This is a genomic window from Priestia sp. USM5 (assembly GCF_058323215.1).
In genome coordinates, this window is record NZ_JBSGKN010000001.1 from 86208 (window position 1) to 111767 (window position 25560).

At 38.5% G+C, this 25560-nt stretch carries 24 protein-coding genes and 1 other annotated feature; of the genes, 16 read left to right on the plus strand and 8 right to left on the minus strand.

The features are described from left to right. Positions 1 to 28: 28 nt before the first annotated feature. From ACWATA_RS00480 to ACWATA_RS00490, 3 genes are read right to left on the minus strand one after another with little or no spacing between them, the layout of a single operon-like run. Positions 29 to 1192: an acetoin utilization protein AcuC gene (locus ACWATA_RS00480; protein ID WP_028411812.1), complete on the minus strand. Its 1164-nt coding sequence runs from the start codon at positions 1190 to 1192 to the stop codon at positions 29 to 31. After that, complete coding sequence (locus tag ACWATA_RS00485) at positions 1192 to 1833, minus strand: acetoin utilization AcuB family protein (RefSeq protein WP_028411811.1); 642 nt, start codon at positions 1831 to 1833, stop codon at positions 1192 to 1194. Before ACWATA_RS00485 ends, ACWATA_RS00480 begins: the two co-directional genes overlap by 1 nt. Before the next feature lie 30 nt (positions 1834 to 1863). After that, positions 1864 to 2496 (minus strand): hypothetical protein, encoded by a 633-nt coding sequence (locus tag ACWATA_RS00490; protein ID WP_028411810.1) that lies wholly within the window; start codon positions 2494 to 2496, stop codon positions 1864 to 1866. Between the two features lie 284 nt (positions 2497 to 2780). On the opposite strand from ACWATA_RS00490, the gene acsA reads away from it, so the two are divergent. After that, the gene (gene acsA / locus ACWATA_RS00495; RefSeq protein ID WP_028411809.1) at positions 2781 to 4496 is read left to right on the plus strand and encodes an acetate--CoA ligase; all 1716 of its coding nucleotides are present in this window, start codon (positions 2781 to 2783) and stop codon (positions 4494 to 4496) included. Positions 4497 to 4635: 139 nt separating this feature from the next. Next, positions 4636 to 4846: a binding site (T-box leader), on the plus strand. Between the two features lie 73 nt (positions 4847 to 4919). Continuing rightward, on the plus strand, positions 4920 to 6179 hold the full coding sequence (gene tyrS, locus ACWATA_RS00500) for a tyrosine--tRNA ligase (protein WP_028411808.1): 1260 nt from the start codon (positions 4920 to 4922) through the stop codon (positions 6177 to 6179). A gap of 72 nt (positions 6180 to 6251) precedes the next feature. Here tyrS and rpsD read toward each other — a convergent pair whose 3' ends face one another. Together rpsD and ACWATA_RS00510 are read right to left on the minus strand one after the other, a co-directional pair. After that, positions 6252 to 6854: a 30S ribosomal protein S4 gene (gene rpsD, locus ACWATA_RS00505; RefSeq protein ID WP_013059485.1), complete on the minus strand. Its 603-nt coding sequence runs from the start codon at positions 6852 to 6854 to the stop codon at positions 6252 to 6254. Positions 6855 to 7269: 415 nt separating this feature from the next. Beyond that, positions 7270 to 7749 (minus strand): GAF domain-containing protein, encoded by a 480-nt coding sequence (locus ACWATA_RS00510; protein ID WP_014458011.1) that lies wholly within the window; start codon positions 7747 to 7749, stop codon positions 7270 to 7272. A 217-nt stretch (positions 7750 to 7966) separates the two neighbouring features. Between ACWATA_RS00510 and refZ the strand changes: the two genes are divergently transcribed. Beyond that, positions 7967 to 8614 (plus strand): forespore capture DNA-binding protein RefZ, encoded by a 648-nt coding sequence (gene refZ / locus ACWATA_RS00515; RefSeq protein ID WP_013059482.1) that lies wholly within the window; start codon positions 7967 to 7969, stop codon positions 8612 to 8614. On the opposite strand, the gene hisJ is transcribed toward refZ, so the two are convergent. Then, complete coding sequence (gene hisJ / locus ACWATA_RS00520) at positions 8606 to 9400, minus strand: histidinol-phosphatase HisJ (protein WP_473049531.1); 795 nt, start codon at positions 9398 to 9400, stop codon at positions 8606 to 8608. The two genes, refZ and hisJ, sit on opposite strands and share 9 nt — an antisense overlap. 213 nt (positions 9401 to 9613) lie before the next feature. On the opposite strand from hisJ, the gene ezrA reads away from it, so the two are divergent. After that, positions 9614 to 11305, plus strand: coding sequence for a septation ring formation regulator EzrA (gene ezrA / locus ACWATA_RS00525; protein WP_028411807.1), 1692 nt, complete (start codon positions 9614 to 9616; stop codon positions 11303 to 11305). 30 nt (positions 11306 to 11335) lie between these two features. Here ezrA and brnQ read toward each other — a convergent pair whose 3' ends face one another. After that, a complete protein-coding gene (gene brnQ / locus ACWATA_RS00530; protein ID WP_473049532.1) occupies positions 11336 to 12691 on the minus strand; it encodes a branched-chain amino acid transport system II carrier protein in 1356 nt (451 codons plus the stop codon). A 222-nt stretch (positions 12692 to 12913) separates the two neighbouring features. On the opposite strand from brnQ, the gene ACWATA_RS00535 reads away from it, so the two are divergent. The 4 genes from ACWATA_RS00535 to ACWATA_RS00550 all read left to right on the plus strand — a co-directional run bounded on the left by ACWATA_RS00535 (position 12914) and on the right by ACWATA_RS00550 (position 17268). After that, positions 12914 to 14056, plus strand: a complete 1143-nt coding sequence (locus ACWATA_RS00535) for a cysteine desulfurase family protein (protein WP_098112326.1) — start codon at positions 12914 to 12916, stop codon at positions 14054 to 14056. Positions 14057 to 14062: 6 nt separating this feature from the next. Next, positions 14063 to 15274, plus strand: a complete 1212-nt coding sequence (thiI, locus tag ACWATA_RS00540) for a tRNA uracil 4-sulfurtransferase ThiI (RefSeq protein WP_028411805.1) — start codon at positions 14063 to 14065, stop codon at positions 15272 to 15274. An 89-nt stretch (positions 15275 to 15363) separates the two neighbouring features. Beyond that, positions 15364 to 15552: an alpha/beta-type small acid-soluble spore protein gene (locus ACWATA_RS00545; RefSeq protein ID WP_013059477.1), complete on the plus strand. Its 189-nt coding sequence runs from the start codon at positions 15364 to 15366 to the stop codon at positions 15550 to 15552. A gap of 123 nt (positions 15553 to 15675) precedes the next feature. Further along, a complete protein-coding gene (locus ACWATA_RS00550; RefSeq protein WP_473049533.1) occupies positions 15676 to 17268 on the plus strand; it encodes an amidohydrolase in 1593 nt (530 codons plus the stop codon). A 23-nt stretch (positions 17269 to 17291) separates the two neighbouring features. On the opposite strand, the gene ACWATA_RS00555 is transcribed toward ACWATA_RS00550, so the two are convergent. After that, positions 17292 to 18092, minus strand: coding sequence for an NAD kinase (locus ACWATA_RS00555; RefSeq protein ID WP_028411802.1), 801 nt, complete (start codon positions 18090 to 18092; stop codon positions 17292 to 17294). Between the two features lie 149 nt (positions 18093 to 18241). Between ACWATA_RS00555 and sppA the strand changes: the two genes are divergently transcribed. The 8 genes from sppA to ACWATA_RS00595 all read left to right on the plus strand — a co-directional run bounded on the left by sppA (position 18242) and on the right by ACWATA_RS00595 (position 25540). Next, entirely contained in the window at positions 18242 to 19252 is a 1011-nt protein-coding gene (gene sppA, locus ACWATA_RS00560) for a signal peptide peptidase SppA (protein ID WP_028411801.1), read from the plus strand. A gap of 10 nt (positions 19253 to 19262) precedes the next feature. Continuing rightward, a complete protein-coding gene (locus ACWATA_RS00565) occupies positions 19263 to 19766 on the plus strand; it encodes an RDD family protein (protein ID WP_033579607.1) in 504 nt (167 codons plus the stop codon). Between the two features lie 321 nt (positions 19767 to 20087). Continuing rightward, complete coding sequence (locus tag ACWATA_RS00570) at positions 20088 to 20786, plus strand: DUF2953 domain-containing protein (RefSeq protein WP_473049534.1); 699 nt, start codon at positions 20088 to 20090, stop codon at positions 20784 to 20786. Between the two features lie 13 nt (positions 20787 to 20799). Continuing rightward, the gene (ytfJ, locus tag ACWATA_RS00575) at positions 20800 to 21267 is read left to right on the plus strand and encodes a GerW family sporulation protein (protein WP_028411798.1); all 468 of its coding nucleotides are present in this window, start codon (positions 20800 to 20802) and stop codon (positions 21265 to 21267) included. A 138-nt stretch (positions 21268 to 21405) separates the two neighbouring features. Further along, positions 21406 to 21939 carry a thiol peroxidase gene (gene tpx / locus ACWATA_RS00580; protein WP_045291207.1) on the plus strand — a complete coding sequence of 178 codons (534 nt, stop codon included), beginning with the start codon at positions 21406 to 21408 and terminating at the stop codon, positions 21937 to 21939. A gap of 147 nt (positions 21940 to 22086) precedes the next feature. After that, positions 22087 to 23079 carry a class I SAM-dependent methyltransferase gene (locus tag ACWATA_RS00585; protein ID WP_473049535.1) on the plus strand — a complete coding sequence of 331 codons (993 nt, stop codon included), beginning with the start codon at positions 22087 to 22089 and terminating at the stop codon, positions 23077 to 23079. 196 nt (positions 23080 to 23275) lie between these two features. Next, positions 23276 to 24466, plus strand: a complete 1191-nt coding sequence (locus ACWATA_RS00590; RefSeq protein ID WP_013059468.1) for an acetate kinase — start codon at positions 23276 to 23278, stop codon at positions 24464 to 24466. Positions 24467 to 24697: 231 nt separating this feature from the next. Then, a complete protein-coding gene (locus ACWATA_RS00595) occupies positions 24698 to 25540 on the plus strand; it encodes an EcsC family protein (RefSeq protein WP_028411795.1) in 843 nt (280 codons plus the stop codon). Positions 25541 to 25560 lie beyond the last annotated feature (20 nt).

Consider the following 25560-nt stretch of genomic DNA (forward strand, 5'->3'; position numbering starts at 1 on the left):
AAAGGCCATACGTTTGTATAGCCTTTTTTTAAGAATGAGATGTATGAGAACGAATAGGATAAAGAGCGCGCTCAAGAGTTTGAGCGTTTTTTTCTGTTATTTCTGGTTTTCTTGGAATTGGCTGATAGATATTAGGTTCATCATCCCACTGCGTGCAAATGGGGTGAGGCGATACTTTTGTCCATTTTTCAAGCCATGATAGAGGAAGCATGCCTTCTGCCTTTCGTTCAATCATTTCAAGCCAAATGAATGACCAAGCCCGAGGAACAACCCGCCAAATATCATAACCTCCTCCGCCAACCGCAATCCATCTTCCCTGACAGTATTCATGGGCAATTTCATGAGCAATTTTAGGAATCTCACGGTATATTTTCGTGGTGCCGCATAAATGAGTGAGCGGATCGTAATAATGAGAATCGGCTCCATTTTGTGTCAAGATAACATCTGGTTTAAAAAAAGCAGCTACTTCTTTTAAAGAGGTCTTATAAACGTCGAGCCAAGACTCATCTTCCGTATAAGCATCAACAGGCACATTAAATGAATAACCATAGCCTTCACTGTGCCCGCGTTCGTTAACGTTTCCCGTGCCTGGAAACAAGTAGCGTCCCGTTTCATGAATGGAAAGAGTACAAACGGAAGGATCGTCATAAAATGTCCATTGCACGCCGTCACCATGGTGAGCATCTGTATCGACATAGAGGACGCGCGCGTTGTACTTTTGCTGCATATATTTGATGGCTACCGCGCTATCGTTATAAATACAGAAGCCGGAAGCTTTTCCTCGAAAGCCGTGGTGCAATCCTCCTCCTAAATTTAGAGCATGCTTAGCTTTTCCAGTCATCACATAATCTACAGCCGTAAGTGTACCCCCAACTAAAAACGCACTGGCTTCATGCATGTTGGGAAACATAGGTGTATCTTCTGTTCCAAGACCAAAATCTGCTGCTTTTTCAACAGAAAGCTCGCCGCTTCCTGCTAATTTTACCGCTTGAATATAGCTAGTATCATGGACAAGCTGAAGTTCTTCATCAGATGCCATCCGCGGTAATACAATATCTTGATTGCCTAAAGCGCCAAATTCCCGTAACAGTTCATATGTTAGTTGAACACGAAGCTGGTTAAACGGATGATTATTGCTGAATTTGTACGAAAGAATATCATCTGAATAAATAAATACAGCATTACTAGTCATTACGTCATCTCCGGTAATTTAGGCCATAGCACCTCATAGCCGTTTTCTTTTAATGTATTTATACTAATCAATGGATTAATAGCTTGAATGCGAAGCACAAGGATTTTATATCGTTCATCTACATCAGGGTAGACAAGTACGCTTAAGATGTTTGTTCTCTTTGAACCAAAGAGGGATGTAACTTCAGCGAGCACGCCAGCCTTATTTTCTACTTTTATTTCAATTTGTGAACCTGGCTTATTAGTGCCAGTAAGCTGAATAAACGTATGTAGTAGATCTCTTTCGGTAACAACTCCTACTAACCGCTTGTTTTTTGTGACGGGAATACAACCGATTTGGTGTTCATAAAAAATGCTTGCAATTTCTTCAACAAAATCAAGAGGGTGAGCTGTAATGACTTCTGTTTTCATAATCATCCGCACGGGTTCGGATAGAAGAGCAGATGTATAAGTATTATCTAAAATAGATGGACTTGCATCTCTTACGTCTCGATCAGAAATGATGCCAACTACGTGATGAAGGTCATTAACGATAGGAATATGTCTAATCTTATGTGTATCTAAAAGTTTCATAGCTTCAGCAATCGTATGGTCGGGGGTTAAGGTAACGAGATCGGTTTTCATCATCTCTTCAACAATCATCAGACACAGCTCCTTTTCTTAAAGGTCAGCTCAATACATAAAGCGATTTCGAAAGCGCAGGCTATCAAATTCTTGTATGCTTTCTTGAGGGACTCTGCTCCCGATTCTTACCATCAAACAATTAGCAGGGTGGGAGCTAATCTCCGGATCATCTGTGGCAAACCACGTCAGTCCGCCTTTATTCATCATTTTCTCCATAATTTTGCGGTAATCCCACACATTTAGCCCTGTTCCTTTTAAATCCCAATGCCAGTAGTATTCTGTCGTAATGACAATATAATCTTCCATTGCATCATCCATCATAGATACGATAAGCAAGTTTTTTCCAACAGCGTAGCTGCGAAACGGGGCAGCTACCTCTATAGCTCCTAATTCGATTAAATTCTCCATATTTCCTTCCGACCATCGTTCTAGAGGATCGGGATATAAAAAGGTGACATAACCAATGATTGTATGATGATGACGAGCAATAATGATTCTACCTTCAGGCAAGTTGGCAATCTCGATCAATGCTTCTTTTTGCTGTTCAGGTGGACGAAAGGCCGTTAGTTGCTCATGAAAATCAAGTTGTTGCAAGGTTTGTGAGGAGACAGGTCCTTCAATAACAATTGCTCCAACCGCTGTTTTTAGTTCTTTCATATTGTATGTTTGGGAATGTTTCACATGAATCACCACCTTCAAGCAGTCTTATCTGTATTATAATACAAAAAAAACTCTACATTAAAGCGTTTTCAAAAAATTAAATAAAAGAAAAGGAGTTTTTTCAAAAACATAGAATAGGAAATTAAAAGAGATTCTTGTTAATTCGACACTTATATAACAAAGGTTGTCATATAACAAGGGAGACTATTATCCCAATTCCGACAAATAATTTTTATAAAATTGTGAAAAGTCTATTTTTGTTATATAATAGGTTTGTAAATTTTATACATAAGGGGGAGTTTGTGATGAAGGTGGAAGCGCTTCCTGTAATTGAAGGGGTATACAACTTACAGGACTACGATAAAACGTATCAAACCTTTGACTGGTCACAAGTGGAGAAGGAATTTTCATGGCATGAAACAGGTAAATTAAATGCAGCTTATGAAGCAATTGATAAGCACGCAAACTCTACGCGTAAAAATAAAGTTGCGCTTTATTATCGAGATGCGCAGCGCAATGAAAAATATACATTCAAAGAAATGAAAGAATGGTCAAACAAAGCCGCAAACGTGCTAAAACAAGCAGACGTAGAGAAGGGAGATCGTGTGTTTATCTTTATGCCTCGCTCTCCGGAACTTTATTTTGCATTGTTAGGGGCGGTGAAGCTTGGCGCTATTGTTGGGCCTTTGTTTGAAGCATTCATGGAAGGTGCAGTAAAAGATCGTTTGCAAGACAGTGATGCAAAAGTGTTAATTACAACGCCTGAACTGCTGAGCCGCGTTCCGGTGAAGGATTTGCCAGCTTTAAAACACATTCTCCTTGTAGGGGAAAATGTAGCAGAAGAAGGCATTCAACTAGATTTTCTGAAGCGATTAGAAGCGGCGAATAAAGAGGTGGAGATTGAGTGGGTAGATAGAACAGATGGTATGCTGCTTCATTATACATCAGGTTCAACTGGAAAACCAAAAGGGGTGCTTCACGTTCATAATGCAATGCTTCAGCATTATCAAACTGCTAAGTGGGTGCTCGACTTAAAAGATGACGATGTGTATTGGTGTACAGCAGATCCGGGTTGGGTAACGGGAACTTCCTACGGAATTTTTGGTCCTTGGCTTGCTGGAGCAACAAATGTGATTGTAGGAGGACGCTTTAGTCCAGATGCATGGTATCAAGCACTTGAAGATTTTGGCGTAACGGTTTGGTACAGTGCGCCTACAGCATTTCGTATGCTAATGGGTGCTGGCGATGACTTAGTTAAACGCTATGATTTAAGCAGCCTGAGACATGTATTAAGCGTGGGAGAACCATTAAATCCTGAAGTGGTACGCTGGGGAATGAAGGTTTTCCAAAAACGTATTCATGACACGTGGTGGATGACTGAAACTGGAGGTCAGACGATTTGTAATTACCCGTCTATGAAAATTAAACCAGGATCTATGGGAAAACCTATTCCGGGTGTACAAGCAGCAATCGTTGACGATCAAGGACAAGAGCTTCCACCTTATCGAATGGGTAACTTAGCAATTAAAAAAGGCTGGCCATCTATGATGCATGCAATTTGGAACAACAAGGAAAAGTATGAGTCATACTTTATGCCAGGCGACTGGTACGTATCAGGTGATTCCGCGTATATGGATGAAGACGGTTATTTTTGGTTCCAAGGCCGAATTGATGACGTTATTATGACCGCAGGAGAACGAGTTGGTCCATTTGAAGTAGAAAGTAAGCTTGTTGAACACCCTGCTGTAGCAGAAGCGGGTGTCATTGGTAAGCCTGATCCTGTGCGTGGGGAAATTATTAAAGCGTTTATCGCACTTAGAGATGGGTATGAATCTTCAGATGAACTGATTGAAGATATTCGTCAATTTGTGAAAAAAGGGTTAGCTGCTCATGCAGCTCCACGTGAAATCGAGTTTAAAGATAAGCTACCTAAAACACGAAGCGGTAAAATTATGCGTCGCGTTTTAAAAGCGTGGGAATTAGATTTGCCAACGGGCGATTTGTCGACGATGGAAGACTAAGGAGTAAACGTTTCAATCTTTGTAGGGAAAATAAGTGATTTTTATAAAGTTCAAACAGCCAGCTGTTTGAACTTTTTTTTGGACTTGAATTTTAAAATGAAATCATTCATAATTGTGGGGTGTAAACTTTTAAATAAAATAAACTGCAGTGATAGGAAGAAGTAATACTTGTCTCCCTGTTTAAGAGAGCTGATGGTTGCTGAAAATCAGTACATAGACAAATATGAAATACGTCCTTGAGCATCTTTTGTGAACTTACAGTAGCAAAAGACGGGTAGACCGTTACATCATTTAAGTGGGAAATAATTTATTTCCAAATAGGGTGGTACCGCGATATTTTCGTCCCTTCTTTTTTAAGAAGGGGCGTTTTTTATGTTGTTCAACAAATTGTAACGAGCAATTAGATAAAGGAGAGAATATAACATGGATATTTTACAAGATCTTGAGTTTCGAGGGCTCATTAATCAACAAACGGATGAAAAAGGTTTAAATGAACTTTTGAGTAAAGAGTCTGTTCGTTTGTACTGTGGATTCGATCCAACAGCCGACAGCCTTCACATCGGCCACATGCTTCCTGTTTTAATTTTGCGTCGCTTTCAACAAGCTGGACACCAACCGATTGCATTAGTTGGTGGAGGTACGGGTCTTATTGGAGATCCAAGCGGTAAAAAAGCAGAGCGTACGTTAAATGAAAAAGAAACGGTTGCTATGTTTAGTGAGCGTATTAAAGGTCAGCTTTCACGCTTCTTAGATTTTGAAGAAGGTGAAAATGCAGCGGTTATTGCGAATAACTATGACTGGATTGGCACGTTAGATGTTATTACATTCCTACGAGATATCGGTAAAAACTTTGGTATTAACTACATGATGGCAAAGGATTCTGTTCAATCTCGTATCGAATCAGGCATCTCATTTACGGAATTCAGCTACATGATTTTACAATCATATGATTTCTTGAACTTATACCAAACGTATAACTGTAAGCTTCAAATTGGCGGCAGCGACCAATGGGGAAATATTACAGCTGGCTTAGAATTAATTCGTAAATCAGAAGAAGATGCAAAAGCATTTGGATTAACAGTTCCGCTTGTAACAAAAGCAGACGGCACGAAGTTCGGTAAAACAGAAGGCGGAGCAATTTGGTTAGACGCTGAAAAAACAAGTCCGTATGAATTCTACCAGTTCTGGATTAATACAGATGATCGTGATGTTATAAAATATTTAAAATACTTTACATTCTTATCACATGAAGAAATTAATGAATTAGCAGCATCTGCAAAAGAAGCGCCTGAAAAACGCGAAGCACAAAAAGCACTAGCAGCGGCGATGACTACGCTTGTACACGGTGAAGAAGCTCTTGAGCAAGCCATTCGTATTTCGCAAGCTTTATTTAACGGAAGTATTTCAGAGTTAACAGCAGAAGAAATTAAGCAAGGATTCAAGGATGTTCCTTCTTACACGCATACAGGTGAAGATATTGGTTTAATCGATTTACTTGTAGAAAGTAAAATCTCTCCTTCTAAACGTCAAGCGCGTGAAGATATTTCAAACGGTGCGATTTACTTAAACGGTGAGCGTGAGCAAGATTTGCAAAAAACAGTAGGAGCAGAAGACCGTATTGAAGGTCAATTTACAGTAATTCGTCGAGGCAAGAAAAAATATACGCTTATTCAATACGCATAAAAAAAGGCCGAAAGGCCTTTTTTTGTATAAAGACAGTAAAAAAGCCGCTCCATAGGGAACGGCTTTTTACTATTAACGAGAGTAGAACTCTACGATTAGTGCTTCGTTGATTTCAGCAGATAATTCAGAACGCTCAGGTAAGCGAGTGAATGTACCTTCTAATTTCTCAGCGTCTACTGTTAAGTAGTCTGGTACGAAGTTGTTAACTTCAAGCGCTTCTTTCACGATTGAAAGGTTGCGAGATTTTTCGCGAACACCGATCACTTGACCAGGTTGTACACGGTAAGATGGGATGTCAACGCGTTTACCGTCAACTAAAACGTGACCGTGGTTAACTAATTGACGAGCTTGACGACGAGTGCGTGCAAGACCCATACGGTATACTAAGTTATCAAGACGAGCTTCTAAAAGAATCATGAAGTTCTCACCGTGCTTACCAGTTAATTTACCAGCAGCAACGAATAAGTTACGGAATTGACGCTCAGTTACACCATACATGTGGCGTAATTTTTGCTTTTCTTGTAATTGTAAACCGTACTCAGAAATTTTCTTACGTTGACCTGGGCCGTGTGGACCTGGAGCGTAAGGGCGTTTTTCTAATTCTTTACCTGTACCACTTAGAGAAAGACCTAAGCGACGAGAGATTTTCCAACTTGGACCTGTATAACGAGCCATGATGACTCCTCCTTGTTTGTGTTTTTATTTTATGCAAAACAAAAACAGACACATTCTAGCGATATGCTCATTTTGTTTTCATGTACCATCGCTCTAGCAGCAGAGAGTTACACGATACACCATCTTTTTAAAAGAATTGCTACTTCTGTAAAACAACCTTTTAATGAGGAACAAAATGAAAAAACATAAAGAAGATTGTATAAGCTGCAATATTTCACACAACGAGTATTATAGGTGTTTCCTCGTATAAAGTCAAGGAAGATTGAAGATTAAAAGATTGTAAAAGAAAGGATATATTCATTTGAAGTATGAAAAGAGAAGAAAGAACGTAAGGAAACGGTGGTGATGGCTAATCAAACGTTTGTTTAATAAGCAAAAACCGCTGATTTGCAGCGGTTTTTTTGCTTATTCATATTTAAAGAAAAGAAGTGAGTTCTTTGACGAATTCTTCAAGATACTGTTGATCGATTTCATCAAAGCGATTTTTGATTGGACTGTCAATATCAAGAACACCTAAAAGCTGACCGTCTTTTACAATTGGTACAACGATTTCAGATTGAGAAGCGGCATCACATGCAATGTGGCCAGGGAAGGCGTGAACATCTTCAATTCGCTCTGTTTTTTGATTTTGAGCTGCTGTACCGCATACGCCTTTTCCAAGTGGAATACGAACGCAAGCCGGCAGTCCCTGGAAAGGTCCAAGCACTAACTCCCCGTCTTCCATTAAATAAAAACCTACCCAGTTTACTTCATTTAAAAATTGATTTAGCAAAGCTGAAGCATTTGCTAGATTAGCAATCGTATTGCTTTCTCCTTCTAATAAGGCGCGTAATTGCTTAATTACTAATTCATAATCCTTTTGTTTTGAGCCGCTGTAGTTTTCGACATTAAACAATGTATTCTCCTCCATTCAACATAAGATTTAATGAATTTTTATCAGGAAACGTCAGTTTTAACGCTACTTTGTCGATAAAAGATTACAGGAACTAAAAAGCCTATCACGAATTATGTAGAGAGGCTACTAAAATCCTTTTTAAATACTGTAACGATTTCTACACAATTTTGCAATCATATGTGTTTTGTAAAAATAAATCGAAATGAGGTGTAGATAGATGGCTGTACAGTCAAAAACGAAAGAGAAAATTATTGATGCGGCCGTTTCTCTTTTTAACGTAAAAGGTTTTGATGGTACGTCGGTGCGCGAGATTGCAGGAAAAGCGAAAGTGAACGTAGCGAATATTTCATATTATTTTCATAGCAAAGAAGGATTGCTTGAAAGTTTAGTGATTTCTTATTTTGAAGGTTATATTGGGGTGTTGGAGCAAGCATTTCAAGAAATGAAAAAGCTGTCTTCAACAGAAAGTATGATCGTAATGATTCGAGCTATCTTACATTACCAGCACGAAAATAGGCATATTGCCCGGCTTGTATATAGAGAAATCTCTCTTGACACGATTTTAATTCGAGAAGTTATGACTACGTATTTAACCAAGGAAAAATACTACTTAAAAACAATCCTTGAAAGAGGGATGAAAGAAAAGGAGTTTCGAAAGTTGCACGTTTCCTTTACAATCATTGAGCTTAAGGGCATGCTCTCTATGCCTTATCTTCATCCTCAGTATCTAAGTGAAGTTCTTCATATATTGCCTCACGAACCGTATTTTGTTCAGCAATATGCGATTGAGCTTGAGCAATGGGTGCATACAACGGTATGTTTGCCATATGAACGGACAAACAAACTGCGCGTTCAATTATCCTAAATGGAGCTCTCCATAGCCTTGGCCTAAATCCTTCGCACAGTGGGCGTCTGACCCATATACGAGAGGGATTTTTTTCTGTTGGGCTGCCTTTACGACAAAGGGAGCTGGATACGCTTCCTTGCACAAAGGTTTAAACAACCCTGCACCATTATAATCCAACGTCAGATCTTTCATTTTTATTTCATCGAGTATTGATAAAATAATAGGGGAAAGTGTGTCTTCATATGGAAAGCGAGTTTGAAATTTATGTACGAGTGTCATATGACCAATGCGCTTGGGCTTATAAACGCCTAAATTGGCCTGTACAGAGCGTAATACCGTATTGTAATACTTATCATATACTTTGCTTACGCTGCCGAATTTCTGTACAATATGTGCAAATACGTCAGCGCTAAAATCCAGGCAGTCATATTCTTCTTCATATTTTAAGAAGTGAACCGAAAGGATGCTGTCATCGAGATAAGGACCATATTCGTTTAAGAACTCTGTTGTTTCGTGTTCAAATCCTTCAATAAAGTCAACTTCCAATCCGATATTAATACGAATATCGCGCTCAAATTCTTTTTTTACTTGCTGTACGTTTTGAATGTAGCGATCAAGTTTGTCAGGAGCCATTCCGCTGTCTCGATCAGGCGTCGGATCAATGAAGCTTTTTGGTAACGGAGCATGCTCTGTAAACGAAATCTCGCCAAAGTTCAGGGAAATCGCCTGTTCAACATATTGTTGCAATGAATCAGGCGAACCGTGTGGGCAAAATGGAGTATGAATATGTTTGTCAACTTTCATAAAAAATGCCTCCTTTTTTCTTCTTTTTCCATTGTAACGACACAAAGTGACTCCATGCCAATATTTTGTATAAAAAAATTTAATTTTTTGCTCAAAAGTTGGGCTTTACATGGTATCATAAAAACATTGACGCAAAAAAATTTAAAGGATTAAATTCACCCTTTTTATAAATAAGAAACTTGTCATGTAGAACGCACTGTAAGGGGGCTTAGTATGGAATTCATTATAGCACTAATCATACTCATTATCGGATTAGTTGTGTACGGAATGTTTTCACGTAAAAAGATTTATCAAGAAATTGATCGCCTGGAAACGATCAAAGTCGAATTAGCAAATACGCCAGTTGCAGAGGAAATTTCAAAAGTAAAAGAATTGAACATGACAGGTCAAACTGAAGAGCTATTTGAACGTTGGCGTGAGCAGTGGGATGAAATTATATCAACTAATCTCCCCAAAATTGATAAAGAACTGTTTGAAACGGAAGAAGCAGCAGATAAATACCGATTTAAAAAAGCGAAGCAGTTATCTATACATATTGATCAAGCCTTAGAACAAACCAAGATAGATATTGAAAACATACTTACTGAACTTCAAAATTTAATTGGTAGCGAACAAGATAATCGATATGATATTGAGGAATTAAATCAGCTTCACCGCCATGTGAAGAAAAAATTGCTCGCACATCGGTATTCCTATGGAAATGCTGAAAAAACGTTAGAATACGCAATTAATACATCTAAAGAGCAGTTTAAAAAATACGAGGAAGAGACGATTAACGGAAACTATCTTCAAGCACGTGAGATTGTTCTTCAATTAAAAACTGATTTAACAGCTATTGATTCGTATTTAGAACAAATTCCGAAAGTGTTAGTTGAGTGTCAGACCACTCTTCCTGTTCAATTCAATGAGCTGCTTGACGGGTTCCGCGAAATGAGTGAGCAGGGATATGTGTTAGATCATCTGCAAGTAGAAGAAACGGTAGAGCTTTTAAAACAAGAAACTGCTGAAATTATTGCAGATATTGAAGAATTATATGTGGAAGAAGCGATTACAAAACTAGATGATGTTAACGAACGCTTAGAGCAGTTATATGACTCACTTGAGCATGAGGTTTTCTCCTATCATAAAATGAACCGTGAATCTCATACGGTATCTAACTTCCTTCGTATGCTTCAAGAACGAAACCGTGAACTTCGTGAAGAAACGCTATTTGTACAGCAGAGCTATCATTTTAAAGAGCGCGATTTAGACGTATATTACAAAATGGATCGCGAACTAAAACGATTAACTAACTTGTACTATAATATTTCGGACAAGGTAGCGGAGCACAATTTAGCCTACAGTGTGATCCAAGAAGAACTCGAAGACGTTTCCAAACAGCTTAATCAATTAAAAGAATCTCAGGAATCCTATAGCGATATGCTACAAGCTCTTCGCAAAGATGAGCTCTCAGCTAAGGACAAAATAGAAGAACTGAAAGCTCAGTTGATTGAAGCACGACGCCTTATTCAAAAAAGCAACCTTCCCGGTGTTCCTGAAGAATATAAAGTGCAGCTTGAAAAAACGGTTCATATCTTAAATGAAGTAACCGCTAAGCTGAAAGAAAAACCGCTTAATATTCAAGCTGTTCAATCTTTACTTGAAGATGCTGTTGGTTTTGTTCAAGATACATTTGATGAAACAGAGGCAATGTTAGAGGAAGCGCGACTCGTTGAAAGAGTGATTCAATACGGGAACCGTTATAGAAGTACTCATCACTCGATTGCACAGTCTTTAGAAGAAGCAGAAGAAGCATTTCGTCATTATGAATACAAAGAAGCGTTAAAACAGGCATCTGCAGCTATTGAGCAAGTGGACCCTGGTGCGCTTGATCGTATACAGCGTATTGTATCTTCACAGAGTTAAAAAGCTCGTGTCCTTTGGACACGAGCTTTTTTATGATGCTTTTCTTTGTATACTATCCGTGTGATGTGTACCTCTTGCAATGCTAATAATATAGCCTATGAAGGCAGCAGCAACTGTTGGAATAAGCCAGCCAAGGCCTTGGCTATAAAGGGGCAAATAGTTTTTGAAAAAATCGTCTATGCTTGTTAAGATAATTCCTGCTGCTTTTAACCCGTCAAAAATGCTCAGAATCGAGCTAATGATTACGGCTGTCACATATACTTCTCGACCGAACGAAATGGCTCTTTCAATTAATGATAAAGCAATTAGCGTAATGGCAATAGGGTATACAAAGGTCAAAATAGGTATGGAAATAGAAATTAATTGAGTAAGCCCTACATTTGAAATAACAGCACTAAACAGCATTAAAATGACAACAAATGTTTTATATGACATGCTTGGCACCAGCTGCGTGAAAAATCGTGCGCAAGCAGAAGTTAATCCGATGGCTGTCGTTAGACAAGCAAATGTAATAGCAAGTCCTAAAATAATGGTGCCAAACGAACCGAATAATGTTGTAGCTACAGCTGTTAAAATAACTCCTCCATTTTCTTTCATACCAATTGCTTCTACGCTTGAAGCGCCGACATACGCGAGAGAAAGATAAACGATAGCTAACCCAGCAGCAGCAATCAACCCGGCTTTGATACATACCGAAGCGAGTGTTCGTTCGTCCGTTACGCCTTTTTCCTTAATACTGTTGATAACAACGATGCCAAATACGAGAGCTGCAATTGTATCCATTGTCAAATATCCATCAATAAAGCCGCCCGTAAATGGAGAGGCTATATATTTGGCGTGAGGTTCTTGAAAAGAACCCATAGGTGTCATTAAACTTTTGATAGCTAAAAGAGCTAATACTGCGAGCAGTAAAGGAGTTAGAATTTTTCCTATGCGATCAACAATTTTAGTTGGATTCAATGATAAATAAAGTGTTAGGCCAAAGAAAATAACGGTATAGACCATTAAAGGAATCTTGCTTGCAACCGCATTTTCTGATAAAAATGGGGTCACACCGATTTCAAACGCTACCGTATCCGTTCTGGGTATACCAAAAAAAGGGCCAATTGCTAAGTAAAGCAATATAGTAAAAGAAATCCCGAAAATAGGGTGAACTTTTTTAGCTACTTCGGTAAAGTTTCCATTACTTTTAGAAACAGCGATTATCCCCATAAGCGGAAGTCCTACACCTGTAATGAGAAAACCGATAATGGAACTCCAAGTGTGTGTTCCGGCTTGCTGTCCGAGCAAAGGAGGGAAAATCATATTTCCCGCTCCGAAAAAGAGAGCAAACAGCATAAGACCGATGGCGAGTATTTCTTTGTTAGTGAGTGCTTTGGTTTTCATAATGCCTCCTAGTGTTTCTTATGTTGATGATTAAATTTTCTGACTTTTTAAAAACTAAAAGTACGTGATACATACTACCACATTTATGGAATCATATATAGGTTTTTTTGAAAAAATCTAAATAGTTTATTAATAATAAAAGGAACGCCTAATTTAAAAAAATACCAAGGTGTGGTATGATAATACGTTGTTCCGAAAAAATGAAGAAGGGGGCGCGCATCCTTGATTTATTTAGATAATAGCGCTACAACAAAACCCTATAATGAAGTCATACAATCTTTTACCAAAGTAGCTACAACTTATTATGGCAATCCATCGTCCCTCCATCAATTTGGCGTACAGGCGGAGAATTTGTTGAGCCGTTCACGTGAGCAAGTAGCAGAATTGCTGCACGTATCGTCAAATGAAATTATCTTTACATCAGGAGGAACGGAAGGGAATAATTTAGCTATTAAAGGCGTAGCGATGCAATATAAAAGCCGAGGTCAGCATATTATTACGACAAATATTGAACATGATTCTGTTCATGAACCATTTAAGCAGTTAGAAGCACTAGGGTTTCATGTGACGTATGTTCCGGTAGATTCAAATGGATTTGTGTCACCTGCGGCTATTGAATCAGCTATTACGGATGAAACCATTTTAGTATCCGTTATGCATGTAAATAATGAAATTGGCACCATTCAGCCAATTGAAGAAATTGGACAGATGCTTACGAACTATTCGAAGGTGCTTTTTCATGTCGATCATGTGCAGGGGATTGGAAAAGTTCCGCTTTCTTTAGCAAATCATAAAATTGATTTATGCACATTATCAGGACACAAAATTCACGGCTTAAAAGGAACGGGGATTTTATATAAACGAAATGGAGTTCAGCTTCATCCGTTGCTTAGCGGAGGCTCTCAGGAAATGCAGCATCGATCAGGCACGGAAAATGTTCCGGGAATCGTAGCATTTGCTAAAGCACTTCGTTTAACACTTGAACATGCAGCTCAGAATCAGCAAAAAATGCAGAAAATAAAAGCAGAACTGATGGACAAACTTTCTGCTCACGAAAGAATCACGATTAATACGCCGAATGAGCATTCAGCTCCCCATATTATAAATTTTACAGCGCAAGGTATTAAAGGTGAGGTTTTTGTTCACGCTCTTGAAGAAAAAGGAGTGTTTGTATCAACTACATCTGCCTGCTCATCAAAACGAAAAAAGCCAAGTAAAACGCTTTTAGCTATCGGTAAAAATTACGAAGAAGCCGATCAGTCCATTCGTTTGAGCTTGTCAGGATTAAATGACTATAATGAAGTAACGCCCATTATAAATGCTATTTTCACAGTAATTGAAGATTTAAAGAAAGTAATGAGGTAAATAACTATGATATATAACCATATTTTAATTCGATACGGAGAAATCTCCACTAAAGGACAAAATAGAAAAAAATTTGTTGCGCAGCTAAGAAAAAATATTGTAACGGCTCTTAGTGCATTCCAAAACATTCACGTAAAATACACAAGAGACCGCATGTATATTCACTTAAATGGTGAAAATCACGAGCCTATCATTGAACGTCTTCAGCAAATCTTTGGTATTCAAAGTTTTAGTTTAGCATTAAAAGTTGAAAATGAACTTGAAGCCATTCAAGAAGCAGCGCTAGAAGCAATGAAAGAATTTGATATAGAAGGAAAAACGTTCAAAGTATCTACTCGAAGAGCGTACAAACAATTTCCTCTTGATACAAACGAATTAAATTATGCAGTAGGAAGTCATATTCTACGAAATACAGAGCATCTACAGGTAAACGTAAAAGAGCCAAGCGTAAATGTACGAGTAGAAGTGAGAAGTGAAGCAACGTATATTACATGTTTTGATTATCGCGGAGCAGGGGGTCTTCCAGTTGGTACGAGTGGAAAAGCGATGCTCATGCTTTCTGGAGGAATCGACAGCCCGGTTGCAGGATACTTAGCTATGAAGCGCGGTTTAGAAATAGAAGCGGTTCATTTTTATAGTCCGCCTTTTACAAGTGAACGTTCTAAGCAAAAAGTAATTGATTTAACGCAAAAATTAACGGCTTATCACGAAAAAGTAAAGCTTCACATTGTACCGTTTACAGCTGTACAGCAAGCGATTCAAAAGCAAATTCCAGAGAATTATACCATGACCTCTACACGCCGTATGATGCTTCGAATTACGGACCTTATTCGTGAAAAAAATGAATCGTTAGCTATCGTAACTGGAGACAGCTTAGGGCAAGTAGCTAGTCAAACGGTTGAGAGCATGTATGCGATTAATGAAGTGACGAATACGCCAATTTTGCGTCCGCTTGTGACAATGGATAAAACGGAGATTGTTGAAATTGCCCGTAAGATTGATACACATGAAATTTCGAATCGTCCGTATGAAGACTGCTGTACCATTTTTACGCCAAGCTCACCTAAAACGAAGCCAAAACGTGAAAAAATCAATCGATACGAACAATTTTATGATTTTGAAACATTAATTCAAGAAGCGGTAAATAATGTAGAAACGCTTGAAATGACTGCTTCTTCGGCTACAAATACGGCAGAGAACGTCGAAGATTTGTTTTAAAAGTAAAATTTCATAAAATTACCAAAAGAGATCATGTATGAAGCCATGTGTTTTGACACAATCTATATTCAACAAGGAGGTGAAAACACATGGCAAACACAAACAAATTAGTAGCTCCTGGTTCAGCAGCTGCTATCGACCAAATGAAATACGAAATCGCTTCTGAATTCGGTGTGAATCTTGGACCAGAAGCAACAGCTCGCGCTAACGGATCTGTTGGTGGAGAAATCACTAAACGCTTAGTTCAAATGGCTGAGCAACAACTTGGTGGTAAATAAGTCATATTAACTAAATAATGATGGCTAAAAAGAGTGGGGGAAACCCCACTCTTTTGTCTTGTTTGTTTTGTCACGTATAATAGAGAAAAGGTCAAGCTTTATAAAGTAAAGGAGATGTTGGCGATGGGAACTTTATTTTACGGCGGCAAAATATATACGATGCGAAAAGAAGATGAGCATGTAGAAAGCGTATATGTTGAAAAAGGATTTATTGAAGATATAGGTGCAGAAGAAGAGTTAAGAATCAAATGGGGTCCTGCAATTGAAAACGAAGTACACCTCAAAGGATATACAATGTACCCTGGCTTTGTAGATAGCCATCTTCACTTAATTGGTCACGGTGAAAAGCTTCTTCGGCTTGATTTGTCTCAAGCTACTTCTCGGGAAGACGTGTTGAGGCGTGTTCGGCAAAAAGTAGAAAGTACACCAAAAGGAGAATGGGTGATCGGGGAAGGCTGGGATGAAAATCAGTGGGAAGATTCCTCATTGATTCAGTATCAAGATCTTGATCAGCTTTCAACTGAACATCCTATTATGTTGAAACGAGTTTGTCGTCACGGATTAGTAGCGAACGGAACAGCTCTTAAAATAGCCGGAATTACAGCTGAAACACGTGATCCGGAAGGAGGTATTATCCAGAGAGATGAAGCTGGAAATCCTACCGGTTTTTTGGCTGATCAAGCGCAAGAATTAGTAACGGCTCATATTCCTCAAGTATCAGAAGCATACATTCGACAAGCGCTTTCAGTGGCCATAAAAGATTGTGTTCAGCACGGATTAACGGGTGGACATACGGAAGATTTAAATTATTATGGAGGCTTTCTGCGTACATATCAAGCATTTCAAGACGTTATTCATAAAGAAAAGCAGCTGTTTCGTGCTCATTTACTTGTTCATCATGAAGTTGTAGATGATATGTATACATACTGTGAAGAAAAGAAAGACACATCCGATTTTATCGAAATAGGACCAATGAAGATTTTTGCTGATGGTTCGCTTGGCAGTCAATCTGCGCTTTTAAGCTTTCCCTACAAAAGCGACCCTTCTACAAGAGGTGTAGCTATTCAATCACTAGATGAATTAAAGCAGCTAGTGAGGAAAGCGAGAGAATTGGGCATGACCGTTGCAATTCATGCGATTGGTGATTTAGCGTTTCAATATGTAGTAGAAAGCATCGAGCAATACCCTCCTCAAACAGGGCGAAGAGATCGTATCATTCATGCGCAGATTTTACGAAAAGATTTAATTGATCGTGTAAAAAATCTTCCTGTTGTATTGGATATTCAGCCTCGGTTTTTAGCCAGCGATTTTCCATGGGTTATTGAAAAAATTGGAGAAGAGCATTTGGATTATTGCTATGCGTGGAAAACGTTATTGGACGAGGGCGTTATGTGTGCAGGGGGATCGGATGCGCCTATTGAACCTATCAATCCAATGTTAACGATTCATGCAGCGGTTTCAAGAAAAACTTCTCCAAACAGCTCGGTCGTTTACATCCCTTCTGAGCGACTGACTGTATTTGAAGCTGTTCAGCTGTTTACGTTAGGAAGCGCGCAGGCCATTCATCAAGAGCATAAAAAAGGATACGTTCAAAAGGGTTGTGTAGCTGATTTTACCGTATTAGAAAGAGATCTGTTTGAGATATCTGCAGATGATATTCCAGGGGTACGGGTCCAGATGACTGCTATTGATGGAGAAATTGTATATCAAAAATAAAAAGCGCCCAAGGGCGCTTTTTGTTATAGAAATGTACGCTTAACTCGTTGCCAGAAAGAGTTATCTTTCAGCTTAACCGTTTTAATTTGACGGTCGCTTAGACGAATTTGAACTTGATCAACTTGACGTGCATTTAATGCTTCGTTATCTATTCCAATAATTGGATTGTGGTTGTTGTCATTGGATAGTTTTAAAGTGAGCGTATGCTCAGCGCTTAGGATGAATGAAGATCCTAATGTGCGATAGTTATTATTATTTAACGATGCCAATTCGCTGACTTGCATACAAGGAATTAATGGATCAACTACGGCTCCATTAACCGATTTATTATAAGCCGTACTGCCTGTTGGTGTTGAAATAATCATCCCATCCCCACGGAATGTTTCAAAGTGATTTTCGTTAATAAAAACATCTAGACTGAATGTTTTTATAACACCTGATCGAATGGAACATTCATTTAAGCAATAAAAAGAAGTTCCTTGATCAATTTGAGTTTGCAAAACGGGAAATCGACGTACTTCTATATTTTCTGTCGTAATAGCTTCAATCATTTTATCCGTTTCATCAATATGAAAATCGCAGTAAAAGCTTAGCTGATCTGAAGTTGTGACACCAGCATATAAGCAGTCATCTCGAAAGCCAGATTGACGGACAGCCTGTAAGAAAGCTCCGTCACCGCCAATACTTACAATGATGTTAGCGCTGTCGAAATGGTCTACTACATGAAAATCATATTGTTTTGCAAGTTCAATAAGTGGACTTACGAGCGCCTTTGTTTCCTGGTTTTTTGGATGAAAGAAATAAACGTTGCGACGATTTGGCATAGATAGTTCCCCCTTGTTTGTCTGATATGTAAAATATTAGCGATAAAGTAAACTTTTTAAAAAAAGTTTGTTACAATAATTATAGCATTATTGCTTTAAAAATTAAAAGAATAATCTTTTAATTCTGACACCTAAAAAGGAGGATTTTCATGAACAAAAAAAGGTGGATTGCTCTTTTGATTGCCGCCTGCTTATTCATTTTCTCTGCGATTGTTAATGTTGGTTTTTCAGTCAAAGAAGAAAAAGATGACGGTCTGGCAGGCATATTTGGAGGAGACGACAGTGAACTATCAGAAACAGTTATCGAAAAAGGGAATGCAGCTAAGAAAATTGCAGTACTAGAGGTCAATGGAACGATTCAAGATACAGGAAGCGGTTCCTCTCCGCTTATGTCTCAAAATGGTTATAACCACCAAGCATTTTTAAAGCAGCTAGAGGCTGCAAAAAATGATAAGGCAGTTAAAGGAGTCATTATTAAGGTGAATTCACCGGGCGGGGGCGTCGTTGAAAGTGCTGAAATACATAAAAAAATTGAAGAGCTGAAGAAAGACACGAAAAAGCCAGTTTATATTTCAATGGGATCAATGGCTGCTTCAGGAGGCTATTACATTTCAACAGCTGCTACTAAAATCTATGCAATCCCTGACACTTTAACAGGTTCACTAGGTGTAATTATGCAAAGCGTTAACTATGGCAAGCTGGCGGATAAACTAGGAGTAGAATCTGTTGTTATTAAAAGCGGGGCTCATAAAGATATTATGTCTCCAACAAGAGAAATGACCGGAGAAGAAAAAGAAATTATGCAAACACTTGTAGACAACTCGTATGATGGTTTCGTCAATGTTATCTCTGAAGGACGTCACCTTTCTAAAGAAAAAGTGCGTTCTATTGCAGATGGACGAGTGTACGATGGACGTCAGGCTAAAGAGCTGAAGCTGGTCGATCAACTAGGCTATTTTGAAGATACGGTAAAAGGAATGGAGAAAGATTACAAGTTAAAAGGTGCACAAGTAATTCAATACAATCAAGGATTCGGACTGCCTTCTTGGCTTTCAATGAGCATGCAAAAAGTAATTGGTGGAGATGAACAAGTTACCGCAATGTTAAAAACATTTGCGCAGCCAAGCTCTCCGCGCTTGATGTATTTATATGCAGAATAGAGGTGGGAACATGGAAAATCAATCTCATTCAACCGAATCAAACGACACTATAAAACATGAGCCAGCGGTAAGTGCTCCAATAGGTAGTGAATTCCATTATGCAGGCTTTTGGATGCGCTTTTGGGCATATCTTTTGGATCTAGCTGTAGTAGCTAGCTTGAACTCCCTGCTGATCAAACCCATTTTCCATTTAGCAGATATTCCTCAAGGGGATGGATTTTTTTCTCCCTATACGATTGTGACGGTGATTATCTTTTATGGTTATTTTGTTTTAATGACCAAGTATTTTGGACAAACGCTTGGAAAGATGGTGTTTGGGCTTAAAGTAGTATCACTGAAAGACTCCACTTTAACTTGGCCTGTTGTGCTGTTTCGTGAAGGAATTGGACGTTATATTTCTAAAACAGTTTTTTTACTTGGCTATTTGTTAGTTGCTTTTTTACCTAAAAAGCAAGGAGCGCATGATTACTATGCAGATACAACCGTTATACATGAAGGTACAATAAGCAGATAATAAAAAGAGGCTGGGGCAAAAATATTTAGACGAATTGAAAAACGAACCATTGATCAAGGTGTTTGATTAGTGGTTCGTTTTTTTTGGTTATGGTAAACGTAGGTTTCATGTGTGTAGGTCTTTCTAGCAGTTGATTGGAGGGAAAGCGAAGCCTTGCACGGAAATCAACTGCGGTGTCGCAAACGGTTAAGCTCATGTATACTATTTGTTCGTCTTTAAATTGGATTCATTTCGTTATGTCTCAACCTCTTTTTATTGTTTTCATAAGGTTTAATATTCTGTGTTTTGGAGATAATGTGAAGCTAAGAAGGAGTGAAGGATGTGCTATGGCTTTTATGGATATTGCTAGCACTTTTAATTGTTATTGTACTTATTGTATGGACAAAAATCACGCTATTTGTAGAGCTTCATCATGTCCGAGATAACGATTATTACAGAGTGAGACTCAGGGCTTGGTTTGGTCTTATTCGCTATACATATGAAATTCCGGTAGTGAAAGTAAAAAAAGATTCTCCTCGTTTGCTTGTTGAAAAGAAAAAAGGAATGGGTGATCAAGGAAAAGAAGACGAGAATTCATGGAGTGATTATTCTGTAGAAGACGGGTTAAGCATGTTAGAAAATGCGAAGCAATTCCTTGAACAGGTAGTCGGTTTTCATAACATTTTTCGTCGTTTCTTACAGAAAGTGACGGTAAGGGATATTAAATGGCACAGCCGTTTCGGCTTAGGTGATGCTGCGTTAACAGGCGTACTTACCGGGGCGGTATGGTCTGCAAAGGGGGGCATAGTTGGTATAATCAGCCGTTATATGAAACTAAAAGATATGCCTGTAATGAGCGTTACTCCTGTATTTCAACATCTTTGGTCAGAAACGGTATTTGAGTGCATAATTTCTCTTCGAGTTGGTCAAGCTATTCTAGTAGGTTTACGGACCTTGAGATACTGGCGGCATACGTCCAAAAAGCGTCGCAAAAGATGGAAGTCGTCAAATAAGAACAAGACACACTCTGTGAAAACATAAGGAGGTTATCTTAATGGCAGAACATCCAATTAAAAGTTTAATGTCGACAGCTATGGAAAATTTAAAGGAAATGATTGATGTTAATACAATCATTGGTGATCCCGTAGAAACACCTGATGGCAGCGTTATTTTAACTGTCTCAAAAGTAGGTTTTGGCTTTGCAGCGGGCGGAAGCGAGTTTGGAGTAGAAGGGCATGCGCCATCTTCTCCAGGGCAGCATCAGCAAGAATCAGGTCATCCATTTGGCGGAGGTAGCGGTGGCGGTGTATCAATTACGCCAATTGCCTTTTTAATTGTGAGTGGAAGCGGAATTAAAATGCTTCACCTTAATGAAAGTACACATTTATATGAAAAGATTTTAGATACAGCACCTCAAGCAATTGAACGCGTGCAGCAAATGTTCAAGCGAAATAACCATCAGCAGGATCATCATAATCAACAAAATCAGCATCATGACGGTGCAAATGATTTTAATTTGTAGGGATAAAATAAAGCTTTGCTTGCTTCTTTGAACGATAAAAGAAGCAAGCAAAGCCTTTTTTTATTGGGCATGTTTTCTAACATATAGCGTTATAGTATGTATGTCATTTAATTGCAATATAGAGACAGACAAGCTAATATGAACAGTGTACATACTTATTTAAAGGAGGAATTATTCGTGACTAAATTTAAAGGTAACGATGTAACATTATTAGGAAATCAAGTAAAGGTTGGAGACAAGGCGCCAAACTTTACCGTTTTAGCAAATGATTTATCAGAAGTAACGCTTGACAGTACAAAGGGTTCTGTTCGCCTAATCAGTGTAGTTCCTTCTATTGATACTGGAGTTTGTGATGCGCAAACTCGCCGCTTCAACGAAGAAGCAGCTAAATTAGATAACGTAAAAGTATTAACAGTGAGCGTAGATTTACCGTTTGCTCAAAAGCGCTGGTGTGGTGCTAATGGCATTGATAATGTTCAAACATTATCTGACCACCGCGACTTATCTTTCGGCGAAGCATATGGTGTAGCTATTCAAGAATTACGCTTATTGGCTCGTTCAATCTTTGTAGTAGACTCAAATGACAACGTAACGTATGTTGAGTACTTACCAGAAGTAACTGAGCATCCGAACTACGAAGCAGCAATCGAAGCAGCTAAAGCAGCTAAGTAAGATTGTCGATGGCGTTCGGCAGAAGGCGGAAAACAATGTTTTTCGCCTTCTTTGTGTTTTAAGAAGCTTTTATGATAAAATATGATGTTCCAAATAGGACGTTTACTCATTTATATAGATATCATTTCATTACACAGGAGGCAGAATATGAGTCAATTAGCTAGTATGGAAAAGCTATTTGGTGTAATTGATCAAACAGCTATTATTTTAAGAAAAGAACTAAACTGCGTATATTTAGAAGCAGTAGCTGAAACGGGAGAAAACTTGTTTCAAGGAACTATTTTGCAAGAAGAGCTAGATGAGGTAACCAAAAAACGTTTAAAAAAAGAATACGATTCAATCACGCTTGATCATTTTGAAAAAGAAACGATTCGAAAAGCATATCAGCTAGCTATTTTAAAAGGGATGAAAGAAGCAGTTCAGCCTAACCACCAAATGACCCCTGATGCTGTAGGACTATTTGTTAGCTACTTAGTTGGAAAATTCATGGCAGGAAAAGATAAGTATACGCTTTTAGATCCAGCAGTAGGAGCTGGAAACTTATTAACAACCATTTTAAATACACACGCTGCGTCAATTGAACATGTATACGGTGTAGATGTGGATGATTTATTACTTCAATTGACATATGTAAATGCAAACTTACAGAAGCACGGCGTTCAATTATTTAATCAAGACAGCTTACAGCCGCTTTTTATTGATCCTGTTGATTTAGTTGTCTGTGACCTGCCGGTTGGTTATTATCCAAACGATGAAGGGGCAAAAGACTATAAAGTAAGAGCTGAAGAAGGTCATACCTATGCTCATCACTTATTCATTGAACAAAGCTTGCGCCATGTAAAAGACGGAGGATACGTAGTAGCTCTTATTCCAAATAACTTGTTCGAATCTGAACAGTCTCATTTATTACAGCCGATGCTAAAAGAGGAAGCAATCGTTCAAGGAATCGTTCAGCTGCCGCTTTCAATGTTCAAACAAGAGCAGGCTGCTAAGAGTATTATCATTCTTCAAAAGCAAGGAGAAGGGGTAACGGCACCTGAGAACGCGCTGCTTGTGAATTTGCCGAAGTTCAGTAATCGAGAAGCAATGAGTGATATTATGGCTCAAATGGACCAATGGTTTCGCGTTAATAAAAAGTAAGTCTTTTTCGAAAATAATGAATATTTGCCGGTAGCGTTTTCATGATGTATAGCTCTTGAAATCTATTGTCGTGAATGATTAAATGAATAAGGATAGAAATCGTGTCGAAATGCATAGAATATTGTAGAGATTACACTTTTATGTTCTGTTCGTTATGTTTATGATGCACGTATAATAAAGAAGGAGCTGTTTTTTTATGTCAAAAATCATGGCAATCAACGCCGGCAGTTCTTCACTTAAGTTTCAATTATTTGAAATGCCAAGTGAGACGGTATTAACAAAAGGTTTAGTAGAACGAATTGGTTTAGATAACGCTGTTTTCACGATCTCGGTAAATGGTGAAAAACAAACGGATATTACAGAAATCCCTGACCATGCTGTTGCAGTTAAAATTTTAGTTGAAAAGTTACTTTCTCAAAACATCATTCAATCATACGATGAAATCACTGGTGTAGGTCACCGTGTCGTACACGGCGGAGAGAAATTTGCTGACTCTGTTTTAATCACAGATGAAACACTAGCGGAAATTGAAGCTTTATCTGATTTAGCACCGCTTCACAACCCAGCAAACATTGTGGGAATTAAAGCGTTCCAAGATATTCTTCCAAATGTTCCAGCTGTAGCAGTCTTCGATACAGCATTCCATCAAACAATGCCAGAAAAATCATTCTTGTACAGCTTACCGTACGAGTACTATGAAAAGTATGGCGTTCGTAAATACGGTTTCCACGGCACATCTCATAAATATGTTTCTGAGCGTGCAGCTGAGCTTCTTGGACGCCCAATTGAACAATTACGCTTAATCTCTTGTCACTTAGGTAACGGTGCAAGTATCGCTGCAATTGAAGGCGGAAAGTCAATTGATACATCAATGGGCTTCACACCATTAGCTGGTGTAGCAATGGGAACTCGTTCAGGTAACATTGACCCTGCATTAATTCCATTTATTATGGAGAAAACAGGAAAAACTGCTGACGAAGTATTAAATGTATTAAATAAAGAAAGTGGTCTTTTAGGTGTATCTGGTATTTCTAGTGACCTACGCGATCTAATCAAAGCTAGCGCTGAAGGCAATGAACGCGCTGAAACAGCACTTGAAGTATTTGCTAGCCGTATTCATAAATATATCGGTTCTTATGCTGCTCGTATGTCTGGTGTAGATGCAATCATCTTCACAGCAGGTATTGGAGAAAACAGTGATGTTGTACGTGCTCGCGTTCTTCGTGGTTTAGAGTTCATGGGCGTTTATTGGGATCCAGCTTTAAATAGTGTACAAGGAGAAGAAGCATTTATTAGCTACCCTCATTCTCCAGTTAAAGTTATGGTTATTCCTACAGACGAAGAAGTTATGATTGCACGTGACGTTACTCGTTTAGCGAATATTTAAGTTCATAAAGTGCCTCTTCAATGCATGAATTCTCATAAATTGTCAGGCAAACTAACGAAAAGCTGATTTCCTTGTTAGGAAATCAGCTTTTTTATATAGCGTAAGGAGCTGACGGTTGAAAGAAGGTTTACAACGTATAGAAGAAAGAAATAATATAGGAAGCAAAATGTAACGGATGCATTATTTGTTATAATAAAAATAAAACTACTTATTTCTTGAAAGGGTGACATGATGATATTAACGAATCGCGAAGAACAGCTTTTAGAAGAAATCTATAAATGGGAAGAGAGCTTACAGAGCGTAGAAGCAACTGAGATGGAGTTATTGTACGAAGAATGGTTAGAAAAAGGGCTTAACTTAATTCCTGCTTCTGTTCGTGAGACCTATTTACATAAAATTGATGAGGGACTCTTTCAGTTAACTGCATTAATTCAAGGTACGGAAATGCAAACTCAAGCGACAAAACGAATTATTGAAACCGCCCGTGTATTCAAAGAAGATATCACAGATCTGTCAGAAATGAATTCCCTTCAAGTAGATCAGCTTTCTTATATATGCGAACAGCAAATGGCCAAGCTGCGGTTGTATGCGCTGAGTCAAGGAGCACTTTCAGGAACCGGCCAATCGCTGCTAGTCGGTATTGATATACCCGCTGTTTTATGCATGAATATTCAAGCGGTGCAACAGGCAGCAATGAGCTACGGCTATCATATCCAGACTCCTTCAGAGCTTATGCTAACGCTAAAAGTTTTTCATGCAGCAACGTTACCTAGACACCTTCAGGCTGAGGGGTGGCATCAATTAAAGAGTGAGCTAAGCCAAGAATTTGACCCGTATTTTTATGAAGGTGTTGATCAAATTGTAGATAAGACGTGGCTGCAAAAAATCGTTGTGCAAATTGGAAAAACGCTAGCTATATTTGCTGCGAAGCGAAAAGTTTATAATCGTTTGCCAATTGTGAGTATGATGGTTGGCGGAGGGATGAATTATCGAATGGCCAAACAAGTGACAGATTATGCGAAGCGCTTTTACCAATACCGCTATTTGCTGGATAAGAAAAACGAGTCTCATTAATTTTTCATGAGACTCGTTTT

Bases quoted from the DNA above. Each gene is read 5' to 3' on its own strand.
- refZ (WP_013059482.1), top strand. From the start codon at position 7,967: ATGGCTGTACAGTCAAAAACGAAAGAGAAAATTATTGATGCGGCCGTT.
- hisJ (WP_473049531.1), bottom strand. From the start codon at position 9,400: ATGAAAGTTGACAAACATATTCATACTCCATTTTGCCCACACGGTTCG.
- tyrS (WP_028411808.1), top strand. From the start codon at position 4,920: ATGGATATTTTACAAGATCTTGAGTTTCGAGGGCTCATTAATCAACAA.
- ACWATA_RS00485 (WP_028411811.1), bottom strand. From the start codon at position 1,833: ATGATTGTTGAAGAGATGATGAAAACCGATCTCGTTACCTTAACCCCC.
- ACWATA_RS00555 (WP_028411802.1), bottom strand. From the start codon at position 18,092: ATGCCAAATCGTCGCAACGTTTATTTCTTTCATCCAAAAAACCAGGAA.
- ezrA (WP_028411807.1), top strand. From the start codon at position 9,614: ATGGAATTCATTATAGCACTAATCATACTCATTATCGGATTAGTTGTG.
- ACWATA_RS00595 (WP_028411795.1), top strand. From the start codon at position 24,698: ATGATATTAACGAATCGCGAAGAACAGCTTTTAGAAGAAATCTATAAA.
- acsA (WP_028411809.1), top strand. From the start codon at position 2,781: ATGAAGGTGGAAGCGCTTCCTGTAATTGAAGGGGTATACAACTTACAG.
- brnQ (WP_473049532.1), bottom strand. From the start codon at position 12,691: ATGAAAACCAAAGCACTCACTAACAAAGAAATACTCGCCATCGGTCTT.
- ACWATA_RS00565 (WP_033579607.1), top strand. From the start codon at position 19,263: ATGGAAAATCAATCTCATTCAACCGAATCAAACGACACTATAAAACAT.
- tpx (WP_045291207.1), top strand. From the start codon at position 21,406: ATGAACAGTGTACATACTTATTTAAAGGAGGAATTATTCGTGACTAAA.
- ACWATA_RS00550 (WP_473049533.1), top strand. From the start codon at position 15,676: ATGGGAACTTTATTTTACGGCGGCAAAATATATACGATGCGAAAAGAA.
- ACWATA_RS00545 (WP_013059477.1), top strand. From the start codon at position 15,364: ATGGCAAACACAAACAAATTAGTAGCTCCTGGTTCAGCAGCTGCTATC.
- sppA (WP_028411801.1), top strand. From the start codon at position 18,242: ATGAACAAAAAAAGGTGGATTGCTCTTTTGATTGCCGCCTGCTTATTC.
- thiI (WP_028411805.1), top strand. From the start codon at position 14,063: ATGATATATAACCATATTTTAATTCGATACGGAGAAATCTCCACTAAA.
- ytfJ (WP_028411798.1), top strand. From the start codon at position 20,800: ATGGCAGAACATCCAATTAAAAGTTTAATGTCGACAGCTATGGAAAAT.
- ACWATA_RS00585 (WP_473049535.1), top strand. From the start codon at position 22,087: ATGAGTCAATTAGCTAGTATGGAAAAGCTATTTGGTGTAATTGATCAA.
- rpsD (WP_013059485.1), bottom strand. From the start codon at position 6,854: ATGGCTCGTTATACAGGTCCAAGTTGGAAAATCTCTCGTCGCTTAGGT.
- ACWATA_RS00590 (WP_013059468.1), top strand. From the start codon at position 23,276: ATGTCAAAAATCATGGCAATCAACGCCGGCAGTTCTTCACTTAAGTTT.
- ACWATA_RS00480 (WP_028411812.1), bottom strand. From the start codon at position 1,192: ATGACTAGTAATGCTGTATTTATTTATTCAGATGATATTCTTTCGTAC.